This window comes from Streptomyces sp. NPDC036984, from assembly GCF_055607665.1.
On record NZ_JBVJRL010000014.1, the window covers coordinates 134,738 to 148,961 of the forward strand.

Here is a 14,224-nt window from a genome sequence, read left to right on the forward strand (position 1 = left end):
TCAAGTGTCGCCCGAATCACTGTGCCGTTGGCCCAGCACCAGCCGGAAGTCCGCGCTCAGCGGAATACCAACGGACCAGGTCGCACGGCACATGCACCTGGATCGGGCCGTGCCATTGGTACAGTCGCCAGACCATGACCGTGGACGAACTCGACACCCGCATCCTGCGGCTGCTCCTGGAGCAGCCGCGCACCAGCGTGCGCGAGTACGCCCGCATCCTCGGGGTCGCGCGCGGCACGCTCCAGGCCCGGCTGGACCGGATGGAACGGGACGGGGTGATCACCGGCACGGGCCCCTCCCTCTCCCCCGCCGCACTGGGGCATCCGGTGCTGGCGTTCGTGCACATCGAGGTCACCCAGGGCCACCTCGACGACGTCGGCGACGCGCTGGCCGCCGTACCGGAGATCGTGGAGGCCTTCTCGATCACCGGGGGCGGGGATCTGCTCGCCCGGGTGGTGGGCCGGGACAACGCCCATCTGGAGGATGTGATCCAGAAGCTGATCAGCCTGCCGGGTGTGGTGCGCACCCGGACGGAGGTGGCGCTGCGCGAGCGCGTCCCGTTCCGGCTGCTGCCACTGGTGGAGTCGGTCGGCCGGGCGGCCCGCGCCTGACCGTTGGCATCCTGGACGCCATGAGCGATCTCGGGGCCCTCTCGGTCATCTTCGATCTCGACGGAACGCTGGTGGACAGCGAGCCGAACTACTACGAGGCGAGCCGGCAGACCCTGGCCGAGCACGGCGTCCCGAGCTTCACCTGGGCGGAGCACGAGGGCTACGTCGGGATCAGCACCCAGGAGACGGTGGCGATCTGGCGGGAGCGCTACGGCCTGTGCGCGCCGGTGGCGGAGCTGCTGGCCGCACTGAACCGCCGCTATCTGGAACTGGCCCGCGCCGGCACGCGCGCGTACCCGGAGATGCGCACGTTCGTGGAGCTGCTGGCCGCCGAGAAGGTGCCGATGGCGGTCGCCTCGGGCTCCTCCTCGCAGGCCATCGAGGCGATCCTGGCGGGGACCGGGCTGGGCGCCTTCCTGCGCACGGTGGTCTCGGCCGACGAGGTCCCGCGGGGCAAGCCCGCTCCCGACGTCTTCCTGGCGGCGGCCCGCCGGCTCGGTGCGGAGCCGGCCGACTGCGTGGTTCTGGAGGACGCGGCCCCCGGCGCGGCCGCCGCCCACGCGGCGGGCATGCGCTGCATCGCGATCCCGTACGTGCCCGCCCAGGCCGACGCCCCCGAGTTCACCACCGCGGACGTGCTGCTGCGGGGCGGGCAGGCGGAGTTCACGGCGGAGTCGGCGTACGCATGGCTGCGGGACAGGGCCCGGACCCGGGCCCGCTGAGCAACGCCCGTACCAGTCAGTACCGTTGACGCTCCGCCACCCCTTCTCTATCTTCTGGGCGATTACCGAACGACGTTCGATATATCAAACATCGCCCAACGGAAACGAGGAGCCCATGGCCCCGCCCCTGTCGCGACGCACTCTCCTCCAGGCCACCGCGCTCACCGCGGCGGCGACCGGCCTGAGCGTCTCCGCCGCCGGCGGGGCCGCGGCGGCCGAGCCGGCCGGCCCCCTCCGGCCGTTCCCCCTGGGTGACGTCACCCTCGGCCCGGGCCTCTTCACCGACAAGCGGGCCCTCATGCTCGACCACGCCCGGGGCTACGACGTGAACCGGCTGCTCCAGGTCTTCCGGGCCAACGCGGGGCTGGGCACGGGGGGAGCGGTCGCGCCCGGTGGCTGGGAGGGGCTGGACGGGGAGGCCCACGGGAATCTGCGCGGGCACTACACCGGGCACTTCCTCACCATGCTGGCGCAGGCGTACGCGAGCACCGGCGAGAAGGTGTTCGGCGACCGGATCCGGACCATGGTCGGCGCGCTGACCGAGGTGCGGGAGGCGCTGCGCCGGGACCCGGTCGTGCTGCCGGCGGACGGGCCCTTCGGGCCGGCCGTCGAGCAGGTACGCGGGTCCTACCAGTACGTCGATCTGCCGGGCGGGGTACTCGGCGGCACCGCCGCGGTGACGCTGTCCGCCTGGGTGAAGCCCGGGCACGACGCGAACTGGGCGCGGGTGCTGGACTTCGGCGACAACACCACCCGGTATCTGTATCTCGCCGTGCGCAACGCCACCGGCGTGCCGAGGTTCGCGGTCACCGTCTCCGGCGCGGGCGGCGAGCAGGGGCTGAACGGGACGGCTCCGCTGCCACTGGGCCGGTGGAGCCACCTGGCCGTGACGGTCGCCGACGGCACCGGCACCCTCTACGTCAACGGCACCGCCGTGGCCCGCAACACCGCCATGACGCTCACCCCGGCGGCCCTCGGCGGCCTCGCCGACCACTGGCTGGGCCGTTCGCACTACGCCGCCGACCCGGTGTTCGCCGGCGGCCTGGCGGAGGTCCAGATCTGGTCGCGGGTGCTGAGCGCCACCGAGATCGCCGAGCTGCAGAACGTCCGCGCGGCCGAGACCTCCGCCGGGCCGGGCGACCTTGCGGCGTACCGGCTCGACGAGACGGCCGGCTCCCGCTGCGCCGACTCCTCCGGACGCGGCCTGACCGCCACCCTGCGCCGCACCTGGGGCGGCCCCAGCCATCCCGGCTTTCTCGCGGCCTACCCGGAGACGCAGTTCATCCTGCTGGAGTCGATGACCAGCAGCGACTACTCCAGGGTCTGGGCGCCGTACTACACCGCGCACAAGATCCTGCGCGGACTGCTCGACGCCCATCTCGCCACCGGTGACGCGCGGGCGCTGGACCTCGCCTCGGGCATGGGCGACTGGATGTACGCGCGGCTGTCCCGGCTGCCCGCGGCCACCTTGCAGCGCATGTGGGGGATCTTCTCCAGCGGCGAGTACGGCGGGATCGTGGAGGCGATCTGCGATCTGCACGACCGCAGCGGCAAGCCCGAGCATCTGGCACTGGCCCGGCTGTTCGACCTGGACCGGCTGATCGACGCGTGCGCCGCGGACACCGACGTCCTCGACGGACTCCACGCCAACCAGCACATCCCCATCTTCACGGGCCTGGTCCGGCTGTACGACGCGACCGGCGAGCAGCGCTACCTGACCGCCGCCAGGAACTTCTGGCGGATGGTCGTACCGCACCGCATGTACGGCATCGGCGGCACCAGCACCGGCGAGTTCTGGCGGGGGCGGGACGTCGTCGCCGGGACGCTCGGCGCGACCACGGCCGAGACGTGCTGCGCGTACAACATGCTCAAGCTGAGCCGGGCACTGTTCCTGCACGAGCAGGACCCGGCCTACCTGGACTACTACGAACGTGCCCTGTACAACCAGGTGCTCGGCAGCAAGCAGGACAAGCCGGACGCGGAGAAACCGCTCGTCACCTACTTCATCGGGCTGACGCCCGGGCATGTCCGGGACTACACACCCAAGCAGGGCACGACCTGCTGCGAGGGCACCGGCATGGAGAGCGCCACGAAGTACCAGGACTCGGTGTACTTCGCCGCGGCCGACGGCAGCGCGCTGTACGTCAACCTGTACAGCCCCTCCACCCTCACCTGGGCCGAGCGGGGCGTCACGGTCACCCAGCGCACCGCCTTCCCCGCGGAGCAGGGCAGCACGCTCACCATCGGCGGGCGCCGCGCCGCCTTCGCGCTGCGGCTGCGGGTGCCCGCCTGGGCGACCGCGGGGTTCCGGGTGACGGTCAACGGACGTGCGGTGGAGGCAACCGTCGTGCCCGGCAGCTACGTCACCCTCGCCCGGACCTGGCGGCCCGGCGACACGGTCCGGGTGAGCATGCCGTTCCGGCTGCGCGCCGAGCCGACCCCCGACGATCCGTCCCTCCAGGCCCTGTTCTACGGGCCGGTCAACCTGGTCGGCCGCAGCTCCGCGACCACCTGTCCGGAAGTGGGCCTGTACGGCAGGGCGGCGCTCTCCGGCGACCTGCTGCCGGCCCTGACACCGGTCCCCGGCGCCCCGCTCCACTACACGCTGAACGGCACGGAGTTCGCCCCCTTCCACGAGGGGACCGAGGCTCCGACGCACGCCTACGTCCGCCGCTTCGAACCGCGGGTGGTGTTCGGCGGACTCGACTCCGGCGTCGCCAATCCCGCCGGGCCCGACGGGGCCACACTTCTGGACGCCGTGTGGGCGAAGGCGCCGTTCAGGAGCAAGGGGGCGCTGGTCGCCCGGGTGCGGGAGGTCGTGGCCGACTGGGTGGCCGAGGGGCGGCTCGGACGGGCGGACGGCGAGGCGGTGGTACGGACGGCGCGGAAGGCGTCCTACGTGGCGTGAGAGCCCCACGGCCTCCAAGGCGCCGTTCCGGGCGGACGGCGCGGAAGGTGACGGGGCCTGAGAGCACCGCGACGATCAAGGCGCCGTTCCGGCGGACGCCGTGGGAGGCGACGTGACGGGAGAGCACCGCGACGACCAGGGTGCCGTCCCGAGGTGCCGTTCCGAGGGGCCGTTCCGAGGGGCCGTTCCCGGGTGACGCACGGTGGTTCACCGTGCGCAGCGGGCCACCGCTGCATAGCGTGACCCCATGAGCACAGTTCAGGCCCGGCCCGCCCCCGACGAGCGGCGGTGGAAGGCGCTCGCGGTCTGCTTGGCAGCGGGTTTCATCTCGCTCCTCGACACCTCGATCGTGAACGTGGCGCTGCCCTCGCTGGAGCGCGGGCTGGGGGCCTCGGAGGCGACCCAGTCATGGGTGGTCTCCGGGTACGCCCTCACCTTCGGGCTCGCGCTGGTCCCGGCAGGCCGGCTGGGCGACATGCGCGGGCGGCGCCAGGCGTTCCTGTTCGGGCTCGCCCTGTTCACGGTGGCCTCGTTGGCGTGCGGGCTCGCGGCCAGCCCCACCTGGCTGGTGGTGTTCCGGCTGATCCAGGGCACGGCGGCGGGCCTGGTGGCGCCGCAGACCTCGGGGCTGATCCAGCAGATGTTCCAGGGCGCCGAACGGGCCAAGGCCTTCGGCGTGCTCGGCACGGTCATCGGCGTGTCGACGGCGGCGGGCCCCCTGGCGGGCGGCCTGCTGATCGATGCCGGCGGCACCCACGACGGCTGGCGCTGGGTGTTCTTCGTCAATCTGCCCATCGGGGTGGCCGCCTTCGTCGCGGGGCTCCGGCTGCTGCCCCGGCTCCCGGCGACGGGAAAGCACGAGGAGTTCGACCTGTTCGGCGTACTGCTCCTCGGCTCGGGTGTGCTCGCCCTCATGCTGCCCCTGGTGCAGGAGCAGCAGTGGACCGGACGGGAGAAGTGGGCGCTGCTGCCGCTGGCCGTGATCCTGCTGGGCACGTTCTGGGCGTGGGAGAAACGGCAGGGGCTGCGCGGACGCGCTCCGCTGGTGGATCTGGCGCTGTTCTCCCTGCGCTCCTTCACGCTCGGCGCCCTGATCAGCCTCGCGTACTTCGCGGGCTTCACCACGGTCTTCTTCCTCTACGCCCTGTACCTCCAGAACGGCATGGGCTACAGCGCGCTGGCCTCGGGGCTCACGGTCCTGCCCTTCGCGGCGGCCTCGGCGGTCGGGGCCGCCGCCGGAGGCCGGCTGGTGATGCGTTTCGGGCGCAAGGTCGTCGTCTTCGGCCTGGCCGGTGTGGCGCTGGGTGTGCTCGGCGTGGTCGCGGCGGTGGAGCTGGTGCCCGGGCGGGACGTGGGATGGGCGTCGGCGCTGCCGCTGCTCATCGGAGGCATCGGGTCCGGCCTGACGGTCTCTCCGAACACCACGCTCACCCTCACCCGTGTGCCCGTTCACCGTGCGGGCGCGGCCGGTGGCGTCCTCCAGACGGGCCAGCGCGTCGGCTCGGCGGCCGGGATCGCGGTCGTGGGCTCGGTGTACTTCGCTCACCTCGCCAATCACGGCAGCACCGGTGCGGCACTCCAGCTCGGGCTGCTCACCGTCGTGGGGATCATCCTGATCGCACTCGTGCTGGCGGTCGCCGATCTGCGGGAACGCCAGGTGCGGCCGGAACCGGAGACGGCCGGGGAGACGGTCGGGCGGGGTGCGGGAGAGGGCGGCGCCGAGCAGAGCGTCCGGCCCAGTCCCTGAGAGGTGGGGCTCACGACTTTCGGAGCAGGCCCTGAAAGGCGGGGCGTATGCCGAAGAGGCGGGGCTCAGCCCATGGGAAACAGCCGGGCTCACACAACTTCCGGGGAGCCCTTGAGAGAGCACCAGCTCACGACTTCCGGCGCGGCTTGCCCCGCTTGGCCGTCGGCTTGCCGCCGCCCGTGCGGGCGCGTGCCGTGCGGCCCGACGCGTTCGCCGACGCCTTCCCCGACGTCTTGCCCGAGGACTTCGCGGACGGCTTCCCCGAGGACTTGGCGGACGGCTTGGCTGACGTTTTCGCCGGCGGTTGGGCCTGTGCCGCCGCCGTACGGCCGCGGGTGCTGTTGACGGTGCGCCCGCGGACGATACCGATGAAATCCTCCACCAGGTCGGTGGTGGCCTCCTCCGGCCAGGACAGCGCGACGCTCGACCGGGGCGCGTCGACGACCGGGCGGTAGGTGAGGTCCCGGCGGTGGTACAGGCGGGCGAGGGACTGGGGGACGACCAGCAGGCCGACGTTCGCCGCGACCAGCTCGATGGCGTCCGGGGTCGTGGCGGGCCGTTCGAAGGCCGGTTCGCCCGGTGGCGCGTCCCAGTCGAAGACGTCGTCCAGGGGGTGGAAGAGCACCTCGTCGGCGAGGTCGGCCAGGGTCACCTCGTCCGCGGCCGTGATCAGGTGGTCCTTGGGGACGACGACCACCGTGGCTTCGGTGTACAGCGGGATCGCGCTGAAGAACGTGCGGTCGACCGGCAGCCGTACCAGGCCCGCGTCGGCCTTGCCCGCGCGCAGCACCTCGGGCGCCTCGGCGGCCGGGACCTGGACGAGGGTGAGCGGGATGTCGGGCAGGCGCTCGTTCCAGATCTTCGCCCACTTGGCGGGGGTCACTCCGGGAACGTACGCGAGCCGGAACGACGGTGATTCCTCCGAGCCTGTCACCAGGCCAGATTACCGGCCGTCGGCGACCGTCCGGCACCGGCCGTGGTCGGGGCTCCCGCACACGGCCGATACCCTTGACGTCATGAAGTCGCAGCAGAGCACCCAGACGATGAAGCCCGCGACCGCGGCGAAGAAGCTGGGTGTGTACCTCCCCGCCACCCCCGCCTCCTTCCAGGAGGGTGTGGTGACGCGCGCCGAGCTGAACGAGCTCCAGGCCAACCCGCCGGAGTGGCTGCGCGAGCTGCGGCGCACCGGTCCCCACCCGCGTCCGGTGGTCGCCGCCAAGCTGGGTGTGTCCATCGCCGGCCTCGCCCGGGGCGGGGTCACCGAGCCGCTGACCACCGAGCAGATCGAGGCGCTCAAGCAGGAGCAGCCGGAGTGGCTGGAGAAGGAGCGCGCCACCCAGGCCGAGGTCCGCAAGGAGGCCACCCGGCTCAAGAACCTGAAGCAGGAGAAGGCGCAGGGCGACGCCGAGCGCGCCTGATCCCACTGCCCGTCCCCACGCCCTCCGGACTCCGCCGGGGGGCGTCGGCGGTTGTCCGCCCTGCTGGTGCGTCCCCCGGTCGGCGATCCGCCCAGCGGGCACGTCCCTCGGTCGGCCATCCGCCCCGCGGGCCCGACGCCGGTCGGCTTACCGCCCTGCGGGCCCGTCCCCCAGTCGTCCCTGAGCAGGGCAGGCGGACCGGCGACACCGGACGGGCCGCCGTTCCCCCGTGCCGGCGGCCCGTCGGACGTGTCGCGTCCGAGCAGGCCGGTGTCGCCGGGTTGAAGTGTGCGACAGCCGGGGACCGCAAAGGTATGCGTAGAAGTACGTACGCCGACGGCGAGCCGGGCGAGAACGGGCACGTAAGGCAACCGGAGAGGAACACGTGCGGCTGGACAGGGCCTACGAACGGATGACGGCGGCCGCCGTGGCCGCCCTGCACGAACGGGAACCCGAACGGCTGTGGCCGATGCTGGCCCGCACCCTGGCGGACGTGTGCGGCGGCGAGGCGGTCGTCCACAAGCCGGACGACTGGAGCGAGCGCAAGGGCACGATCGGCACGGTGCCCGACGCCGCCGCCGCGGAACTGGCGCGGCTGGAGGACACCGACCTGGGCCTGCTGCGGGCGGGCTATCCCTTCGCCCGTCACTACGCGCCCGGAACCGACCGGACGCCGGTCTCCGCACAACGGGCGGCGGGCCGTATCTGGCCGGACAGCTCGACGGCACGCCTGCTCGGCGAGGTCCTGGACGTCGACCACGTGCTGGGGGTACCGCTTCCGGAGAGCACCGCCCCGATCACCGGATGCCTGGTCTACCGCGCCGGCACGGACTTCACCGACGACCACCTGACCATGGCCGAGCGCGCCCAGCCGCTGCTGGCGGCGGTCGAGCGGCAACGGCAACTGCTGCTGGAGTGGCGGCGGGCGCTCGGCCCGGCCGGCGCACCGGACCAGCGAGCGGCGGACTGCGCGCTGACCCCACGCGAGACCGCCGTCCTGCTGCTGCTCACCGACGCGCTCACCGCCGACGCCATCGGCCGCCGTCTCGGCATCTCGGTCCGTACGGTGCACAAGCACGTGGAGAACATCTACCGCAAGCTGGGCACCCGCGACCGCGTCGGCACGGTCCTGCGCGCCCAGCGACTCGGCCTGGTGCCGTCCCCCGGCCCGGCCGGAGCCCGCTCCTCGTGACCGGGGCCTGGGCTCAGCCCAGAAAGCTCAGCCGGACCCGGCGGTCGGGGTTGTCCTTGTTGGTGTCCACCAGACAGACCGACTGCCAGGTGCCCAGTTCCAGGCGACCGCCGATCACCGGGAGGGTCGCGTGCGGCGGGACGATGGCGGGCAGGACGTGGTCGCGGCCGTGCCCGGGGCTGCCGTGCCGGTGCTGCCAGCGGTCGTCGGCGGGGAGCAGGGTGTGCAGGGCCGCGAGCAGGTCGTCGTCGCTGCCGGCGCCCGTCTCGATGACGGCGATTCCGGCGGTGGCGTGCGGGACGAAGATGTTGAGCAGGCCGTCGCGGCCGGCCGCCGCCTCCCGCAGGAACTCCTCGCAGTCGGCGGTGAGGTCGACGACGCGTTCCCGGGAACCGGTGGAGACGTTCAGCACGCGCGTGGTGAAGGCATCGGACATGCCCCCATCCTGACCCATGCGCGGCTTTTCACGCTCCGCGGCACCACCGGATTCCGATACGGGCGGTCCACCAAACGAGACACCGTTGACCAGTGCACATCCATCTGGCTACGTTCAGCCGCATGTTGCGTTCAGCCCTGCTCACCACGCGCGGTCATATCGACCTGCTGCGGGTGGCCTCCGCCGCGTGTCGCCCCGGCCGCTGACGCCCTCTCCCCGCTTTCCCCTTTCTTTTCTTTTCGTGCGCTCCGCCGACCCACGCGTACGTCATGACTGAGCCGTCGTTGCACAGCGCATGACGTGGCGGCGCCGAGCCGCGCGTTCCCGCACCCCGCTCTCCTTCCCGTGGAGCGTCCATGAACATCAGCCATGCCCCACCCCACTCCCCTACGACCGACATTTCCGGTATATACAGGTCGGGTACCTCCGGCCCGGACGGATCCCCCGAGCTCCAGCCCGTCGTCCCCGCCTCCGCCCGCCGCACCCGGGTTCCCCGCTGGCTGCGCCGCACCACCGGTCCGCTCCTGCTGCTGGCCCTGTGGCAACTCCTCAGTTGGACCGGCGTACTGGCCGCGGACGTGCTCGCCTCGCCCGGCCGGATCGCGCAGGTCGGCTGGGATCTGATCAGCGACGGTTCGCTGCCGTCGGCCATGGGCACCTCTCTCCGGCGCGTCGCGTTCGGGCTGCTCTTCGGCACGGTGACCGGTACCGGGCTCGCCCTGCTCTCCGGGCTGTTCCGGTTCGGCGAGGACCTGGTGGACGCGCCGGTGCAGATGCTGCGGACGGTGCCGTTCGTCGGTCTCATCCCGCTGTTCATCATCTGGTTCGGCATCGGCGAGGCACCGAAGATCGCGATCATCACGCTCGGCGTGACCTTCCCGCTCTATCTCAACGTCTACGCCGGCATCCGCGGTGTCGACGCCCAACTCATCGAGGCGGGCGAGTCGTTGGGGCTGTCCCGGTGGGGGCTCGTACGGCATGTGGTGCTGCCGGGCGCGCTGCCCGGGGCGCTGACCGGGCTGCGCTACTCGCTCGGCATCGCCTGGCTCGCTCTCGTCTTCGCCGAGCAGGTCAACGCCGACGCCGGCATCGGCTTCCTGATGGTGCAGGCGCGGGATTTCCTGCGGACCGACGTGATCCTGGTCTGCCTGATCGTCTACGCCTTCCTCGGCCTGCTCGCCGACTTCGTCGTCCGCTCCCTCGAAAGGCTGCTGCTGCAATGGCGACCGACGTTCACCGGACGGTGACCGGATCCGCGGTCCGCGTCGAGGGGCTCACCCGCTCCTTCGACGGCCGCCCGGTCATCGACGATCTCCGACTCGACGTCGCACACGGCGAGTTCGTCGCCCTGCTCGGTCGCAGCGGCTGTGGGAAGTCGACGCTGCTGCGCATCCTCGCGGGCCTCGACCGGGAGATCGAGGGCACCGCCCTGGTCCCGCGCCGTCGGGCCGTCGCCTTCCAGGCGCCCCGGCTCATGCCCTGGAAGAAGGTGTGGCGCAACGTCCTGCTGGGACTGCCCGGCAGGCCCGAACGCGCCGTCGCGGAGCGGGCGTTGGACGAGGTCGGCCTCGGTCACCGGGTCGACGCCTGGCCGAAGACCCTGTCCGGTGGGGAGGCCCAGCGCGCCTCCCTGGCCCGCGCGCTGGTACGCGAACCCGATCTGCTCCTGCTGGACGAGCCGTTCGGCGCCCTCGACGCACTCACCCGGATCAAGGCCCAGCGTCTGGTCGGGGAGGTGTGGCAGCGCCGCGGCTGCGCGGTACTGCTGGTCACGCACGACGTCGAGGAGGCGGTGCTGCTCGCCGACCGTGTCCTGGTGATGGACGGCGGCCGGATCGCCCACGAGCAGCGCATCGGCCTGGACCGGCCGCGCGAGATCACCGACCCCCGGTTCGCCGCGCTCCGTGCCCGGCTGCTCGAACAGCTCGGCGTGGACACCGCAGCCGAACCCGCCTGACCACCTTTGAACCCCCGTGAACCTCTCGCACACGAACGGAACCGTCATGCGACGACGCCTCGTCCCCGCCGCGCTGCTCCTCCCCTTCGCGCTCCTGCTCACCGCCTGCGGCGGGAATGCGTCCGCCGGCACCGACACCGACGGCACGGGCTCCGTGACCCTCGACGTCGGTGACCAGAAGGGCGGTTCGGAGGCCATTCTGCGCGCCGCAGGAGAGCTGAAAAACCTGCCTTACCGGATCCAGTGGTCGACCTTCACCTCCGGCCCGCCGCTGCTGGAGGCCGTGAACGCGCAGGCCGTCGACATCGGCGGGGTCGGCAACACCCCGCCGGTCTTCGCGGCCGGCGCCGGTTCGAAGATCTCCGTCGTGGCCGCCTGGCACGGCACGTCCAAGGGCGACACCATCCTGGTGCCGAACGGCTCCAAGCTGACCGCGACCCACCAGCTCAGGGGCCGGTCCATCGCCGTGGCGCAGGGTTCGTCCGCGCACTACCAACTGGTCGCCTCACTCAAGGCGGCCGGGCTGAGCCTTGCCGACGTCAAGGTCACGTACCTCCAGCCGGCCGACGCGCTCGCCGCGTTCACCTCCGGCAAGGTCGACGCGTGGGCGGTCTGGGACCCGTACACCTCGCAGATCCTCCGGACCGGGCAGGGGCGTGTGCTCACCACCGGCGACGGCATCACCAACGGCCTCAGCTTCCAGGTCGCCGCTCCCGCCGCCCTGAAGGACCCGAAGAAGGCCGCCGCCGTCAAGGACTATCTGGCGCGGCTGCGGCGGGCCACGGCCTGGGTGTACGACCACCAGGAGGAGTGGGCCAAGGTGTGGGCGAAGGACACCGGTCTGCCGTACGAGGTGGCACTGGCCTCCGTACGGCGCACCAACTCCACCCGTGTCTCGGTCGCCGTCGACAAGCCGCTCGTCGCCTCCGAGCAGCGGATCGCCGACACCTTCACCGAGTTGAAGCTCATCCCGAGGAAGGTGGACTTCGCCGACTTCGTGGACCCGCGGTACAACGGCGACCTGCCGCCGTCGACGACGCCGGCGAAGGACTGAGGAGGGAGACCGCGGGCCGGCCGCGAGCGGGCTGCCGGCGGGCGCCGTCGCCGCGCGCGGGCGCCGAGCAGCCGGGAAGATTCGCTCGCGGCTCCCTGTTGGGAGAGGCGTGAACGGAGTACGCGAGGTCGAGGTCGTCGTCATCGGAGCAGGTCAGGCGGGTCTGGCCGCCGCCTATCACCTGCGGCGCACCGGCTTCGCGCCGGACCGCGACTTCGTGGTCCTCGACCGCTCACCCGGGCCGGGCGGTGCCTGGCAGTTCCGGTGGCCGTCGCTGACGTTCGGCAAGGTGCACGGGATGCACGCGCTGCCCGGCATGGAGCTGACGGACGCCGACCCGACACGTCCTTCGGCCGAGGTCGTCGGTGAGTACTTCGACCGGTACGAGCGCGCCTTCGACCTGCGGGTGCGGCGGCCCGTGGATGTGCGGGCGGTGCGCGAGGGCGCCGGCGGGCGGCTGCTGGTGGAGACGTCGGACGGCAGCTGGGCGACGCGGGCGCTGATCAACGCGACCGGCACCTGGGACCGGCCGTTCTGGCCACGCCATCGGGGCCAGGAGACGTTCCGCGGGCGGCAGTTGCACACCGCGCAGTACGCCGGTCCCGAGGAGTTCGCCGGGCAGCGGGTCGTGGTCGTGGGCGGTGGCGCCTCGGGCACCCAGCATCTGCTGGAGATCGCTCCGTACGCCGCCGCGACCACCTGGGTCACCCGGCGGCCCCCGGTCTTCCGCGAGGGGCCGTTCGACCAGGGCGCGGGTCGCGCGGCGGTCGCGTTGGTGGAGGAGCGGGTGCGGCAGGGGCTGCCGCCGCGCAGTGTGGTCTCGGTCACCGGGCTGCCCCTGAACGACGCCATCCGGCAGGGCCTCGCGGACGGCGTCCTGGACCGGCAGCCGATGTTCGACCGGATCATCCCGGACGGCTTGGAGTGGCTGGGGGGGTCCGCCTTGTTCGAGCGAAGCGGAGAACTCGGGGGAGGCCGGCAGGTGGCCGCCGACGTGATCCTGTGGGCGACCGGCTTCCGGGCCGCGCTCGGCCATCTCGCGCCCTTGCGGCTGCGCGAGCCGGGCGGCGGCATCCGGGTGGAAGGTACCCGCGCGGTCACCGATCCGCGGGTCCACCTCGTGGGCTACGGCCCCTCGGCCAGCACCGTCGGTGCCAACCGGGCCGGTCGGGCGGCCGTCCGGGACATCAGGCGACTGCTGGCCGAGGAGCAGCCGGTCGCCGCGTGACGGCCCGGCGGCTCAGCCGACCGAGGGCTGCGCCGAGGCAGCGGACGGCAGCGGGCTCTGGTCCAGGGGCTGGTCCGTCGCCGCACCCTGGCGCAGGGCGTTGAACTCGGCCACGTTGCGCAGGTGCGAGGCGTAGTCCGCGCTGAAGCGCGTGTCACCGGGCCTGACCGTGACGAAGTACAGCCAGTCGCCGGGCGTCGGGTTGAGGGCGGCGCGCATCGCGTCCTCGCCGGGGCTGTCGATCGGTGTCGGCGGCAGGCCCATGCGCTGGTAGGAGTTGTACGGGCTCTCGACGCGGGTGTCACTGTCGCTGGTGTGGACGCTGTTGCGGTTCATCGCGTAGTTGATGGTCGAGTCCATCTGGAGCGGCATCCCGTGCTCCAGCCGGTTGAAGATGACCCGGGCGACCTTGCCCATGTCCGCCTTCGTCGCGGCCTCGGCCTGGATGATGCTGGCGATGGTGACCGCCTGGTAGATGTTCATCGCGCTGCGCTGGGCCCCGGCCGCGACCGGTGCGGCGGTGTACTTCTTCAGGGCGGTGTCCACCATGAACCGGAGCAGGGATTCGGGGGTCGCCCCTTTCTCGACGGGATAGGTCGCCGGGAAGAGATAGCCTTCCGGGTTGCCCCCGGCCTCGCTCGGCAGTTTCAGGGCGGCTTTGCCGAGGGACTTGAGGGTGCTGCCCGGAGGCAGTGCGAGGGCCCTGTCGATCGCGTCGTAGACCTGGTGCGCACGCCAGCCCTCCGGGATGACCAGCGTGGGGGGCTGCGCCTGCTCGCGCCCGGCCCCCAGCGTCAGCAGCGGCACCGCCACGGCGGCGCCGGCCACGACGGCGCCGGCCACGACGAGGACGAGTCTGCCCCGACGTGTCAGTCGGGTTCCGCTCCGGCGTGTCAGTCGGTTTCTGCTCCGTGGCGGAGTGTTCGTCTGCATGCGGGCACGGTAATACGC

The 14,224-nt window shown here is 72.3% G+C and carries 14 protein-coding genes; 11 read left to right on the forward strand and 3 right to left on the reverse strand.

Annotated features, from left to right (window positions below):
* Window positions 1-134: 134 nt before the first annotated feature.
* The 4 genes from ACZ7DL_RS24795 (at window position 135) to ACZ7DL_RS24810 (ending at window position 5,988) form a co-directional block, all read left to right on the forward strand.
* Complete coding sequence (locus ACZ7DL_RS24795; RefSeq protein ID WP_404066261.1) at window positions 135-611, forward strand: Lrp/AsnC family transcriptional regulator; 477 nt, start codon at window positions 135-137, stop codon at window positions 609-611.
* Window positions 612-631: 20 nt separating this feature from the next.
* A complete protein-coding gene (locus ACZ7DL_RS24800) occupies window positions 632-1,333 on the forward strand; it encodes an HAD family hydrolase (protein WP_470777134.1) in 702 nt (233 codons plus the stop codon).
* 115 nt (window positions 1,334-1,448) lie between these two features.
* Entirely contained in the window at window positions 1,449-4,241 is a 2,793-nt protein-coding gene (locus ACZ7DL_RS24805; RefSeq protein ID WP_470777136.1) for a beta-L-arabinofuranosidase domain-containing protein, read from the forward strand.
* A 247-nt stretch (window positions 4,242-4,488) separates the two neighbouring features.
* Window positions 4,489-5,988: an MFS transporter gene (locus ACZ7DL_RS24810; protein ID WP_470777138.1), complete on the forward strand. Its 1,500-nt coding sequence runs from the start codon at window positions 4,489-4,491 to the stop codon at window positions 5,986-5,988.
* Between the two features lie 127 nt (window positions 5,989-6,115).
* Here ACZ7DL_RS24810 and ACZ7DL_RS24815 read toward each other — a convergent pair whose 3' ends face one another.
* Entirely contained in the window at window positions 6,116-6,922 is an 807-nt protein-coding gene (locus tag ACZ7DL_RS24815; protein WP_470777139.1) for a LysR family substrate-binding domain-containing protein, read from the reverse strand.
* An 82-nt stretch (window positions 6,923-7,004) separates the two neighbouring features.
* Here ACZ7DL_RS24815 and ACZ7DL_RS24820 point away from each other — a divergent pair, with 82 nt between their 5' ends.
* Together ACZ7DL_RS24820 and ACZ7DL_RS24825 are read left to right on the forward strand one after the other, a co-directional pair.
* Window positions 7,005-7,406 (forward strand): DUF5997 family protein, encoded by a 402-nt coding sequence (locus ACZ7DL_RS24820; protein WP_470777141.1) that lies wholly within the window; start codon window positions 7,005-7,007, stop codon window positions 7,404-7,406.
* A 385-nt stretch (window positions 7,407-7,791) separates the two neighbouring features.
* Complete coding sequence (locus ACZ7DL_RS24825; RefSeq protein WP_470777143.1) at window positions 7,792-8,598, forward strand: helix-turn-helix transcriptional regulator; 807 nt, start codon at window positions 7,792-7,794, stop codon at window positions 8,596-8,598.
* A 13-nt stretch (window positions 8,599-8,611) separates the two neighbouring features.
* Here the strand turns inward: ACZ7DL_RS24825 and ACZ7DL_RS24830 are convergent, their stop codons facing one another.
* Entirely contained in the window at window positions 8,612-9,034 is a 423-nt protein-coding gene (locus tag ACZ7DL_RS24830; protein WP_030651147.1) for a secondary thiamine-phosphate synthase enzyme YjbQ, read from the reverse strand.
* Between the two features lie 122 nt (window positions 9,035-9,156).
* On the opposite strand from ACZ7DL_RS24830, the gene ACZ7DL_RS24835 reads away from it, so the two are divergent.
* From ACZ7DL_RS24835 to ACZ7DL_RS24855, 5 genes are all read left to right on the forward strand, one after another.
* Window positions 9,157-9,240, forward strand: coding sequence for a putative leader peptide (locus ACZ7DL_RS24835; RefSeq protein ID WP_449195568.1), 84 nt, complete (start codon window positions 9,157-9,159; stop codon window positions 9,238-9,240).
* A 150-nt stretch (window positions 9,241-9,390) separates the two neighbouring features.
* Entirely contained in the window at window positions 9,391-10,281 is an 891-nt protein-coding gene (locus tag ACZ7DL_RS24840; RefSeq protein ID WP_470777145.1) for an ABC transporter permease, read from the forward strand.
* On the forward strand, window positions 10,254-10,991 hold the full coding sequence (locus ACZ7DL_RS24845; RefSeq protein WP_470777147.1) for an ABC transporter ATP-binding protein: 738 nt from the start codon (window positions 10,254-10,256) through the stop codon (window positions 10,989-10,991). Before ACZ7DL_RS24840 ends, ACZ7DL_RS24845 begins: the two co-directional genes overlap by 28 nt.
* Window positions 10,992-11,037: 46 nt before the next feature.
* A complete protein-coding gene (locus tag ACZ7DL_RS24850; RefSeq protein ID WP_470777149.1) occupies window positions 11,038-12,045 on the forward strand; it encodes an ABC transporter substrate-binding protein in 1,008 nt (335 codons plus the stop codon).
* 109 nt (window positions 12,046-12,154) lie between these two features.
* Window positions 12,155-13,273: an NAD(P)-binding domain-containing protein gene (locus tag ACZ7DL_RS24855; protein WP_470777151.1), complete on the forward strand. Its 1,119-nt coding sequence runs from the start codon at window positions 12,155-12,157 to the stop codon at window positions 13,271-13,273.
* Between the two features lie 12 nt (window positions 13,274-13,285).
* Here ACZ7DL_RS24855 and mltG read toward each other — a convergent pair whose 3' ends face one another.
* A complete protein-coding gene (gene mltG / locus ACZ7DL_RS24860; RefSeq protein ID WP_470777153.1) occupies window positions 13,286-14,206 on the reverse strand; it encodes an endolytic transglycosylase MltG in 921 nt (306 codons plus the stop codon).
* Between the last annotated feature and the right edge of the window lie 18 nt (window positions 14,207-14,224).